Origin of the sequence: Flavobacterium suzhouense, from assembly GCF_042684765.1 — a bacterium.
Lineage (GTDB): Bacteria > Bacteroidota > Bacteroidia > Flavobacteriales > Flavobacteriaceae > Flavobacterium > Flavobacterium suzhouense.
Genome location: NZ_JBHUMD010000026.1, coordinates 263,920 through 277,084, shown reverse-complemented (window position 1 = coordinate 277,084; position 13,165 = coordinate 263,920). Strand labels below are relative to the sequence as shown.

Sequence of the window (13,165 nt, the reverse complement as noted above, 5' to 3'; positions counted from 1 at the left end):
AGTAATTTGAAAATGCCTTATTAAAAAAACATTGAAACAAAAATTTCAAATAAAAACTCCTTACAATGCTAAGGAGTTTTTTTATGATTATCAGAAATTCTATCATATACATAAACAGGGCAACAATTACATTTTTTTTTCATTATTATGAATTATTAAATTCAAAATACAAAAGCTGTCAGCAAACACGATAAAACCTGTTATAGTCTCATTTCTAAAGGTTATAAATTCAATTTGTCTACACCAATGTCTACACCTAATCCCCTTTAGAAAGTGACTGTCTGCATTAAATTTACATATTTGAATCAAACCTACATAAATATGAAATTCACTACAAAGAACAGCTTGAGCTCACTGGTTTTGGCGCTGGTAAGCTTTAATGCTTTCGCGCAAAACGATCTGAAATCCGAAAATGGGTATCAGATCTCTAAAAACAGTGGCGCGGTTTATTCGTTATCCAAATGGGATGCTTTTAAACCCAACTACAGCAAATCACCAATCATCGACCCGCAACAAAAAGTACTGGCACAAACAGGAACTAAACCTAAAGCTAAAAACACTACTTACTCTACTAATTATGAATTTTATGGAGGTGAAGCTTATAAAGGCAACAATGTTCCTTATGCTGCTATAACAGATGCATCTGGCAATACTTATATTACCGGAGGTAGTTCTAACGAAAACCAGCCTTCCGGTGACTTCTTTACTCAAAAGATAGGAGCAGACGGTACAGTCATTTGGCAGAAACGTGAACAGGCTCTTATGTATGCGGTAGAATATGGTATGAATATAGCGTTTGACAATTCAGGCAACATCGTAGTATCCGGATTGAAGTGGAACGGAAACGATATGGACATCCGTGTTATCAAGTATTCTCCTGAGGGAAACAAACTTTGGGAAACCACGTTTGACAACGGTAACGAAGGTATTGAAATACCCAATGCTATGGCTATAGGAGTAGATGGCAGTGTTTACATTACTGGCATTACCTGGTCAGGAAATTCGGTTGACTACCTTACCCTAAAATACAATAACAACGGTCAAGAACAATGGCACATCAGTGAAAACCCTGCTAATAGTGAAACCTGGAACGAGGCCACTGCTATTGCTGTAGATGCTGATCAGAATGTAATCGTTACAGGTTACAGTCCTAATCCCGACGGTTGGCTAAATTACCATACTATAAAATATAGTCTGGATGGTACAAAATTATGGGAGCAAGCTTATAATTATGAAAGCACTGACCCTGACAATATTGCTGACGTAACAAATTCTGTACCTCGTGCTATTACCACCGATGCTGATGGTAATATTTTTGTTACAGGTACATTTGATACCTTCCTTAATCGTATTGGTACGTTAAAGTATGATAGTTCTGGTACACAACAGTGGGTTCAAACATATAAAAGTGGTACTGAGGTAACCCTGGGTTGGAAAATTAGCGTAACAAACAATACTTTATATGTGGCAGGAAGTCATTTAGGTGGCTTTTCTGATGACGGTACAGTATTGCTGTCATATAATACCGACGGAACACAAAATTGGGTTCAAGAAACCACAGACCTAATAGAAACAGCAAATGCTACATTGGGTTTTGACACTAACGGAAATATAATAGTATCTGCAAATGGTATGACTCCCGGAGCAGAAGAATGGCAACAAGACGTAGCTGCCCGTGCCTATAAATATTCGCCCGATGGCAATCTTTTAGGTCAGGCAGCTTTTGTTATATCTACTACAGATGGTACTGCAAGTATGACTGGCGGTGCCGGGACAGGAATTGACAGTAGCGGCAACGTTTACTTTTCTGTCAACTCATTTTATAGTGAAAATGGTTCTGTTTTTGAAACTGTAAAATCAGGATTTGACATCACTAGTCCTGAAACCCAATGGAGTTCTATATATAGCAATCTGGGTTCTCCTGCTGCATCAATGCTGAATGCTTTTGCTGACAACAATGGTAATACTTTTTCTACCGGATCATACTATAATTTCACAGAGGAAATGCTTGTTCCTAATTACTTTATCGTTAAACATGATGCTGAAGGCAATATTTTATGGAACGTAGCATACAATGCAGCCAATGGCAATGCTGCTGACGGTATCATAGGCCGTACAGATGCTGATGGAAATGCTTATGTATGCCTCCTGCCAGGTTTTGAAGAATATCCGCCAGTACTAAAAGTTATTAAACTTTCTCCTGAAGGCACACAGTTATGGTCTTCTGAAATAGAACTTTACTCACCGGCTGTTCATGTATTAGAACCTCAAGCTGACGGATCTGTATTTCTTGGCGGTACTGCCTATGAAACTGAAGACAGTCAAAATGCATCATTCCTAGGAATTAAGCTTAATGCTCAGGGAACACAGGAATGGAAAACATTTATGCCTGGTATAAGCGGAAACAACATTTTTACAATAAATTCAGGAAAAGTAGATACCAACCACCAACTAATACTAACAGGTACTCATGGAAGTGGTAACTTTATGTCACAAAATGTAAACCTTACTGTTGTTCAGTTTAATGCCGATGGTACTCCGGGTTGGATTATTCCTGTTGTTGTTCAGGGTCAGTCTTCTTCAGGTACCGACTTATTTATATCAGCAGATAACAGTATCTATGTAAACGGTTATTCACAAAACACTGAAACGTATAACGAAGATATCCTGACCGCAAAAATAAACGCTACAGGTGAAGTTTTGTGGAGTCAAACTTTTGGAGAAGAAGACAAAAAAGAACGTTCATATACACTTAAACCTTTCAGTAATGGTGATATTGCTGTTATAGGTTATAGTCTTGCAAATAGCGGTGACATACATAATACCCTTATAAAATATAATTCTAACGGTGAAAAGCTTTGGGATTTCCAGTCAGAAAACATGCGTTATTATAATGATTTTCACATTGACGGATCTGATGTCTGTTATATAATGGATCAGATGATTGTAGATCCATTCCCTCATAAAATTTTCAGTTCTCCCTTCCCTACTGCAACACTTATTACTGTTGATACTAATGGGCAAAACGCTAATGAAGAATTTTTTGTAGGCCCTCAATATGCAGAATTTTATGGTGAAAGACTAATTCCACATTCTGACAACAGACTATTACTGGCTGGTAGCGTTGGCAATCAGGCATTTTATGAAGGTACTTATTTCTTTGAAACTGAGCATGACGGGACACTTAGCCTACCGGATGGTTTAACACCAGACAAAGCCGTTAACCTGCTTGGGCAAAATTATCCTAACCCCGTAAAAGAAAAAACAACAATCCCTTTTACACTTGTTAACGGAGGCAAAGCCGTAATAAAGTTATACAACTTACAAGGAAGATTTGTACAGGAAATTGCCAATGAAACTTATGCACCGGGTACAAATACTATAGAATTTGAATCGGATGGCCTGGTTCCTGGCATCTACTTTTATCAGATAGAGTCACAAGGTTTTAAACAGGCAAAAAAGATGGTTATTAAATAATATAACTAAACATGTAACAAAGGCTCCGTCATAAAAACGGGGCCTTTTTATGTTATATGCCTTTTAAAATCTAAATTTGGGGCATGCTGGATAGAAAAAAAATAAAATGGATAAGAGTTATAGGCTTGTGTTTTTTATTGCTGGCCTTAGCCTGCAATGAAAACAGCACTGATAAGCATATTCAAAAAGATCTGCCCGGAGAGAACAACACGGCAAAGCTTACGGACATGGGCAACGAACAATGGCGTATTGGTAACTATCAGGAGGCCCTTAGCTACTTTACACGTGCATACAAAATGGCCAAAGCTTCTAACGATCAGAAAGAAACGGCAACCCTACTTAATAATCTTGGATTAGTTCATTGGCGACTGGAAAACAACACAGCCGCTATGGAATGCTATACTGAAGCAGCTGTTATGGCTGAAAAGAACGGCATGAAAAGGTTATTGGGCCTTACGCATACCAACCGTGCACTCATACTCAAAGAACAACGTGACTTTAAAGCTGCATTTAATCAAAATAATAAAGCCATTGATATTTTCAAAGAACTTGGAGAATCACGGGAACTGGCCATAGCCTACAACAATCAGGGGCAGATATATCGATTTTCTGAAGCCTTCCCCCCTGCTTTAAAGTTTTACCTTCTATCTCTTGAGGAATGCAAAAAAATAAACTACCTGGAAGGCATGGCTACAGCCTACCAAAACCTGAGTACCGTATACGCTAAACAGGGTAATAAAGTAAAAGCTTTATGGGCAGGCCATAAATGTCTTAAATTAAGTTACCAAGTAAAAAGTAAAGTACGTATTAGTGAAGGGCTTCGGGAATTATCACGTAATTACGACCTTTTTAACGTTCAGGATTCGGCTCTTTACTATTATAAGAAACATTATGACGCTGAAAAGGAAATTATGGAGGCCAACCAAAGTAATCTTCTTTCACAATATCAGGCAAATTTGGGTATGGAGGTTAAAAACTTAAGAATAACGAACCTTCAGAATGAAAAAAAAATTGCCAATACCCGCTTTATGCTTATAGCGGTAAGCGTTATAATTGCATTACTAATTGCTGCTTTTTTTATTTACCGTTATCTATCAGTTATAAAATTCAGAAAAAGTCAATTAGAACTACAATTGCAAAATTCATTACAACTTATACAGATAAAAGAAGAAGAGCTTAAAACATACATTATAGACCTTACCCATAAAAACAACATTATTAACAGATTACAGTATCCTGAAAGGGAAATTACAGAACCGGACTATGATATAAATGACCTTCTTGAACAAAAAATATTAACTGATGACGGTTGGGATAAGTTCAAATTACGATTTGAAGCCATTTATCCTGATTTTTTCAATAGAATAAGAGCTTCAGGCATTCCTGTTTCAGAAGCCGAAATAAGGGTATTGGTATTGATGCGACTACAGCTTAATGCTACTGATATGGCAAATGTATTGGGTATTTCACCGCAAAGCGTAAGAACATGTAAAATGAGACTCAAAAAAAAGCTCATCACTAATGATTATGAAAGTGTTGAACAGTACTTACAATTTATCATTTCTTAAGAGAAAATTTTTACATCTTCTTACTTTATAACAATCCAAAATATCTTAAAAGAGTTAAAAAGGCCGTAAATAGTAGTATTTACGGCCTTTTTATTTGTGCCTATACATTAATCAAAAAGAGCATTTAAAATATGAATAAACAATGTTAAAAATGGAGAGATTAAACCGCATGCATACTCTCCATGAAAAAATATATTTTAAAAATATACCTGCCTTAATTTACATATTTAAGATTTAAACTACAGAAAGATTGTTTAAGGAATACTTTTTATGCTACAATAGTGAATTCCAAACTATATCCTTTCTTGATTTTTTATTTGATAATTAAAAACAAAACACTCAATACCAGCATATTAAAACCACTAAAACGTTGTAGCGAACTTGATTTTAAATCCATCTTTTTTTAATGAGTTTTTAAAGATGTAGTTTGGCTATATCCTTAATTAGCAACAACTTAAAAAATTCAAATTATGAATAATCAATTACCTAACATTTTCATCAAGAATAAACATTTTTATCTTGTTTTTATTTTTTTAATACATTTAAGTATATATGCCCAACGCGGCTATTATGATGCACCCTATAAACGTTATGAGGCAAATTTGGGACAATTGTCTAATGGTGCTACAGTAACCTCAAAGTCCTATGTTCAGGCCGATCTTCAGTCTGAGGCTTCAGATCAGCAATGTGTAAATCTGTCAGCCACGAATGCTACAGTACAATGGACTATTACGGAAGCCGCTGAAGGCCTTGTAATACGTTATAGTGTACCTGACGGCCAGTCAGCCACACTAGGTGTTTATAATGGAAATACAAAAATTACAACACTGACCCTTACCTCAACATGGTCCTGGGAATACCTTTGGAGCAATGGGAACCCCAACAATAACGGAATCACAAACCAAAACCCAAGAATGAGGTTTGATGAAGTACGTTATAAACTACCGGCCAAGATACCTGTATCCGGAACTTTGAAACTGATTAGGGAAACTGGAAACATTCATCTTGATTTTGCTGAGATGGAACCTGTACCTACAGCTATAACTGCCCCGTCGGGTTCAGTTACCTACACCGGAAACGGAAGTAATCTACAAGCTTTTATTGATCAAAATGGTGGTAGTAAGATATATATCCCAAGTGGAGTATATAACGTTAGTACAGAGTTATATTTTGGCGTTAATAACACCTCATTAATAGGTGCAGGAATGTGGTACACCCAAATTAATTTTACTGCTACAAGCAGCGGTAATGGCGGATTAAGAGGCAATGCAACTAACATTTCTTTTTCCGATCTTTATTTAACTACTAATTCAACTTCACGAAGTAATTCATATAAGGCTATAAATGGTGTGTTTACCTCAACATCAACAATAAAGAATATATGGGCAGAACATTTTGAATGTGGCGCATGGATTGCACAATATAATGTTGGAGGACCTGCAATTGCTGATGGTTTTACACTCTCGCATTGCCGCTTCAGAAATAATTATGCTGATGGAATAAATCTTTGTAAAGGAACTTCAAACGCAATTGTAGAGCATTGCAATTTTAGAAATAATGGTGATGATGATCAGGCAATATGGCCTGCTAACGGCCAGGAATGTATTAATAATACTTTTAGGTACAATACATCTGAAAATTGTTGGAGAGCCTGTGGTTTAGCTATTTATGGAGGAAAAAACAACAAGGCCTATAATTTAATAATAAAAGACAATCTGGAAGCAGGTATCCGTGTAAGTAACAATTTTGACGGAGCACCATTTAGCAATGATGGCAGCCACGAAATATATGATATTACCATAACAGCATGTGGTACTTTTAATGATACTTACAATAATCCTGTAGCGGCAGTAGACATTTTTAGCGCAAGTAACGCCGGAACTCAGGTAAAAAATGTACAGCTCTACAACCTAGACATTCTTGATTCCAGAAATGATGCTATTTCAATAAGCAAAAGATCAGGAGATGGAATTTATAATCTTAGCTTTAATAATATAACTATCAATGGCACAGGAAAAGAATTTCCCTTTAATAATGCCTTAAACAGGGATTGGGGACGTGGATATTTTGTACTCATAGCAAGCGCGCCTAATGGGAATGCAACCTATTGTAATATGAATTTCGCAAACAGAGGCGGTAATGCCACTACCAATGAAAATACAAGTGGAGCCGGTACATTTTCATGGTCTGCAGGTTCGGGCTGTTCGGGCACTTCAGTTGTTCCTGTCACAAGTGTTACTGTTACACCAACATCAGCTACACTAAATATTGGAGCAACCTTACAGTTAACACCAACAGTACTTCCTTCTAATGCAACGAATAAATCTGTTACTTATTCTTCGGGCAATACAGGAGTTGCCACTGTTAATGCTTCAGGTCTGGTAACAGCCGTTTCAGCCGGAACAACAATAATTACAGTAACAACCGTTGATGGCAATAAAACTACAAACTGTGCAATTACAGTTAATACCACTCCTTCGGGAAACTATTATACTATAAAAAACAGATGGACTAATAACTATTTGTACGATGCCGGAGCCAACGTTGGATATGGAGCAACCATTGCTAACAATAATTATAAATGGCAAAAAGTTGCCATAGATGCCACTTATTATGTCTTGCAAAATGTTGGTACTGGAGATATCATGAACATCGAAAACTTAACAGGAGCTGTACAATGTACTGCCGGACCAACAACCTGGTGGAGCGCTCAATGGTCTAGCGAAAATGTTGATGGTACATGGGTAAGAATTAAAAACAGATGGCAGACAGGAAGCATGATACATATTGAAAACCTGAATGGTTCAGCTCAATATGTAGGAGCTCAAAATAATTGGGAAAGTGCTCAATGGTTATTTGAGACAGCTATATCTGCCAGGATTGGCATGAACAATGAAGAAGAACAAATAGCAACAGAAAATAATTCTTTGGTTACTATTTATCCGAATCCTTCAACCAACAATGAATTTTATATTTCGATGCCAGAATTACAATCGGACGATGTAGCTACAATAACAATTACCGATATAAATGGCAGACAGGTTTTAATCAACAGACAAAAAGGATCCGGAAAAATCACTCATAATTTTGCTTCAGGAATATACCTTGTGACAATAAGTTCAAATATATTTAACACATCTAAAAAATTGATTGTTAAATAATAAACTAAAAATATTTAAACAAAAAATTTAATTTAAAAACAATCTAATAATGTTGCTATTAAGCCGATACTTAGAATATTTTAATTGTTAATCGACAAAAACATATTCCTTTAATTTATAGAAATATAAAACCTGCAGGTTTTTAAACTTGCAGGTTTTTAAACTTGCAGGTTTTTTAATTTGCAGTTAATTGCAAATGATTAATGTGTGTGTCTGTGTTTTCGTTTACAAAGCTGAAATAATAAATTCGCTTCTCCTGTTCATTTGATGTTGTTCTTCGGTACATTCTACCCCATCACTACATCCATTAACCAGCTGGGTTTCTCCATAGCCTTTTCCGGTCAATCTATTCGGATTAATGCCATTTCTAACTAACCATTTAATTGTTGATTTAGCTCTCCTGTCGGATAACTCTTCATTGTATTTAAAAGTCTGACGACTGTCTGTATGAGAACGTATATCTAATTTCATATTTGGATATTGATTCAGCACATCAAGTATTTTTTCAAGATCTAATGCTGCTTCAGGACGAATATCAGACTTATCAAGATCAAAATAAATCATTTTAATACCAAAACATTTACCCAGATCATCACCAATTGTTACAACACATTCTGATTTTTCAAGGGCTATAGGTAAATTGGTTCTTCCGTTTTCTTTCGGAATAGTTATACTAACTTCTTTCGTTGTATATTTTTCTTTTTCGGCTCTAACATTGTATATCATGCCGCACTCAACATTAAAAGTGTAAAGTCCCTCCTGATCAGAGTATACGGTATCTACCAAATTAAATTTATTGTCATATAAGCTAAGCTTTGTATTAGGTAACAATTCACCCGTAGCCAAATCAGTTACATCACCAAATAATTCCTGTAAGCAGGTTAATCTTCTTGTTTCTAAAAACTTGTAGATATCGTCAGATCCTTTCCCTCCTTCTTTATTTGAAGAAAAGTATCCCCTCCTCGATTTAGTGTCAATTATATAGGCAAAATCATCGAAAGAAGAATTAACATCCGCTCCAATGTTTTGAATATTAGAAACACCACTATCATCGATTTTCCCCATAAATACATCTAAACCTCCTAGGCCCGGATGTCCGTCAGAAGCGAAGTAAATTTCATCTTCATCTGTTACGAAAGGAAATGTTTCTTTTCCCTCTGTATTTATTGTTGGCCCTAAATTTTCAGGAGATCCAAATTTGCCATCCTTATCTATTTTTACTTTGTATATATCAGATTGTCCTAATGTACCGGGCATATCGGAAGCAAAGTATAATGTTTTTTCATCCGGACTAAGTGCTGGGTGTGCCGAACTGTATGAATCGCTATTAAAAGGTAATTCAGTAATATTGTTCCATTTATTATCGTCCAGGGTTGCTTTATATATTTTTACAAGAGTGGTTTTATTTGCATCTTTTCCTTTCTTACCTTCAATATAATTATTTCTGGTAAAGTAAACCGTATTGCCATCTTTCGTAAAAACAGGTGTTGACTCATGAAACTTAGAATTTATTTTTGCACTGAACTTTTGAGGCTTACCACTATTATAATCTTTGTCAATGTCAGATGAATATAAGTTTGTAAAATGCTGACCAGTCCATTTATGCTTACGCTGGCAAAAATTACCTGTATCTCTGGCTGTAGTATATACAATCTTATTTTGATAAAAAGCAGTTCCGTAATCCGAATATTTACTATTCATTCCTGCATCTTCAATTTTATAACGACCTGAATTTGCCTTAATTTCTTTATAATAATCCCTGGCATTATTATACAACTTAGCTCTGGCATCATTCTTTGATTTTTCATAAAACAGATCGAGCATTTTATTTGATTGTTCAATTTCACCAATTGATTTTAAACATTGTGCATATCTATAATAGTATTCAGACTCAAGTTGTGCATTCATAGCAAAAAGCTCACCATACCATTTCGCAGCTTTGTCAAATTGCGAATTAAAATAAAAGGCATTTGCAAGTTTTTTAAACATATCTTCTGATCTATAACCTTTATTGGCTACTCTTTCATATGTTTTAATAGCATTGATATAGGCATAATTATCATACTTTTTATCCGCTGATGCTACTTTCTTTTCCTGAGAATAACTATTGGAAGAAAAAGCAACCGGTATTAGCATTAAAAGGAGAATATAATTTTTCATAATAAACATTTTAAAAGAAACGCGGAGTAGTCATATTTCCATTATTTTTAAAGATTTCAAAGCGCAGGAATATTTCATGCGAACCTGAATTATAGTTTCTTAAATTGGTTGTTTCCAAATCATATCCATAACCTATATTAAGAGATTCACTGATCTGAAATGCTGCCATAGCACTAAATGTAGCATCCCATCTATAGGCAGCACCAATTACAAACTTGTCTAATATTCTAAAATTAGCAGATACGTCTACTTGTAAAGGACTACCTTCTACCATTTTAATTAAAGTTGACGGTTTAAACTGTACATCCGGACCTAAGTCAAACACATAACCTCCTATCAAATAATAATTTATTCTGCTTTTGTATATAGCAATGTCATTATCATTATAGAGATTAGTTTCTGCTAAATTTGGAACTGACAAGCCTACATAACCTTTGTCGGAATGCAAATAAACCCCTGCTCCAAAATTTGGCTTGAATACATTATTAAAATTTTGGAATTGTGGGTCAGATTGTTCAACTGGGTTTAGTTTGTTGACATCAAGATTAAACAGATTTGCAGTAGCTTTAAAACCAAATGAAAGTTTTAAAGTTTCTGAAGGATGTATAGTATACGAAATATCTACAGAGAAATTGTTTTCATTAGTAGGCCCTATTTTATCGTTAACTAATGATACGCCTAACCCTAAGTTACTATTATTTAATGGGGTATTAACAGAAAAGCAACTAGTTTTAGGCGCACCATCCAGCCCTACCCATTGAGTACGGTATAAACCGAATATACTCAATGCTCCTCGTGAACCGGCATAAGCCGGGTTTATGTTTATGGTATTATACATATACTGTGTAAATTGTGCATTTTGTTGCCCATAACTCATTACAGATGCAAATACCAAGACGAAAAAATATATATTAGTTTTCATAATAGGTTTCGATTTAATTATTTTCCACCTCATTTTTTATCTTCGGAAATGTCTAATTTTTCTAAAAAAGCAGATTTATTAAACATTTCCGAAGAAGAATTAGGAAAGATGCAGCTTACCTTGAAAGGAAAAGGTAGCCACTTTTATTATGTGTCTGAATTGTACCGTTTCCATCTACTGATGAGTAGTTAAGGATGTAAAAGTAAGTTCCGGTAGGAAGTCCTTCTGCCTGACTAATTGTTGTTCTTCCTTTAGAAATACCTTCAAATGCATTTGTAGTGTTGTTATAGTTTCTGGTTTCGAACACCAGTATTCCCCAACGATTATATATTTCTACGGTGTTATCAGGATAACATGTTGTATTATCAATGTTATCAATAACAAACTTCTCATTAATATTATCGCCATTTGGAGAAAATGCATTATGTACCAATATAGGCTCACATTCAACTACTTTACAGTTTTCATTTACTCTCAGACTCATAAAAAGACTAGGGCAAATTTCAGCTAATTTTATATACTCAAACTCATATATACCAGCCTGCAGACCAAAAACATCAAGAAGGCCTCGATCTACATTCAGACTATTATTTGTACCTCTCCAGGTACCTCCTGCCGGTATATCATTAGGTAAATAACTGTTTAAATCAACCTGTACAGTATCTTGGTTACATGCAGTACCACTAACCCTCTGAACATTGAGATCGCTCAATATAACTGTTATTGTCTGTACCAGAGTAGTAGTATTACCTGAACAATCAGAAAGTATAAACGTACGTGTTATGATGTAAGGATCATCTGCACATCCTACTCCTCCATTATCTTCATCAGTAACCGATATATCTACAGTATCACTACAATTGTCCATGACATTAGTCACTGCTGAAGGACTTGCATCTGGTATATCAGATACGTCTTGTAAATAAAGATCCTCAGGGGCAGTTCCTGTTGGAGGTGTAGTATCTCTAACTGTTATAGTTTGAGTATAAGAAGTAGTATTACCCGCACAGTCAGAGGCTATCCATTCACGAATCAAACTATAATCTGATTTACATTCGGTGCTTATAATCGATTCGTTATAAGTTACAGATACATTCTCTGAATTACAATTATCAGAAGTTACTAAAGTAGCCGGCACTGGAACTTCATCACATGATACCGTAATATCAGTTGGTAAATTTCCAATAAAAGTTGGTGATGTAGTATCTTCAAGGGTAATTATCTGGGTAAATTCAACTGAAGAATTACCACATCCATCATTGGCTATCCAAGTATTGGTATAAGTGCCTGCATTGGTGCACGCGCCTGCTACAAATGAACCTGAGGTTTTGGTATAGGTGATTACTCCGCCACAATTATCGGTAGCAACCGGAGCTTGCGCCTGAGCATTTAACAAGCCTTCTGTATCACTGCATTCAAGAGTAATGTTTAAAGCTACTGACTCTGTTGACCAAATAGGAACCTGAGTATCTTCTATAGTAATCACCTGAGTGAAGACCAAAGAGGTGTTATTACATCCATCGGTAGCAGTCCAAATATTGGTATAAGTGCCTGAGTTATCACAGTCGCCACGGGTAAATTCTCCTGAGGTTTTGGTATAGCTGATTACTCCGCCACAATTATCGGCAGCAACAGGCGCTTGTGACTGAGCAGTTGCAAGTCCTTCTGTATCACTACATTCAAGAGTAACATTAAGGGCTACTGACTCTGTTGACCATATTGGAATCTGGGTATCTTCAATAGTAATCACCTGAGTGAAGACTAAGGAGGTGTTGTTACATCCATCGGTAGCGGTCCACGTATTGGTATAAGTACCTGAGTTATCACAGTCACCACGGGTAAATTCGCCTGAGGTTTTAGTATAGGTGATCACTCCT

6 protein-coding genes are annotated in these 13,165 nt (G+C 35.7%); 3 read left to right on the top strand and 3 right to left on the bottom strand.

Going from position 1 to position 13,165, the window contains the following annotated elements; all coding sequences use genetic code 11:
• Positions 1 to 321: 321 nt before the first annotated feature.
• From ACFSR3_RS11925 to ACFSR3_RS11915, 3 genes are all read left to right on the top strand, one after another.
• Positions 322 to 3,477: a T9SS type A sorting domain-containing protein gene (locus ACFSR3_RS11925; protein WP_379821205.1), complete on the top strand. Its 3,156-nt coding sequence runs from the start codon at positions 322 to 324 to the stop codon at positions 3,475 to 3,477.
• Between the two features lie 83 nt (positions 3,478 to 3,560).
• The gene (locus ACFSR3_RS11920; RefSeq protein WP_379821204.1) at positions 3,561 to 5,045 is read left to right on the top strand and encodes a tetratricopeptide repeat protein; all 1,485 of its coding nucleotides are present in this window, start codon (positions 3,561 to 3,563) and stop codon (positions 5,043 to 5,045) included.
• Between the two features lie 470 nt (positions 5,046 to 5,515).
• Positions 5,516 to 8,206 carry an Ig-like domain-containing protein gene (locus tag ACFSR3_RS11915; RefSeq protein ID WP_379821203.1) on the top strand — a complete coding sequence of 897 codons (2,691 nt, stop codon included), beginning with the start codon at positions 5,516 to 5,518 and terminating at the stop codon, positions 8,204 to 8,206.
• 225 nt (positions 8,207 to 8,431) lie between these two features.
• Here ACFSR3_RS11915 and ACFSR3_RS11910 read toward each other — a convergent pair whose 3' ends face one another.
• The 3 genes from ACFSR3_RS11910 to ACFSR3_RS11900 form a co-directional block, all read right to left on the bottom strand.
• On the bottom strand, positions 8,432 to 10,366 hold the full coding sequence (locus tag ACFSR3_RS11910; RefSeq protein WP_379821202.1) for an OmpA family protein: 1,935 nt from the start codon (positions 10,364 to 10,366) through the stop codon (positions 8,432 to 8,434).
• Between the two features lie 10 nt (positions 10,367 to 10,376).
• Positions 10,377 to 11,288, bottom strand: coding sequence for a PorP/SprF family type IX secretion system membrane protein (locus tag ACFSR3_RS11905; RefSeq protein WP_379821201.1), 912 nt, complete (start codon positions 11,286 to 11,288; stop codon positions 10,377 to 10,379).
• A 115-nt stretch (positions 11,289 to 11,403) separates the two neighbouring features.
• A partial coding sequence (locus tag ACFSR3_RS11900) for a gliding motility-associated C-terminal domain-containing protein (RefSeq protein ID WP_379821200.1) occupies positions 11,404 to 13,165 on the bottom strand: 1,762 nt, incomplete at its 5' end.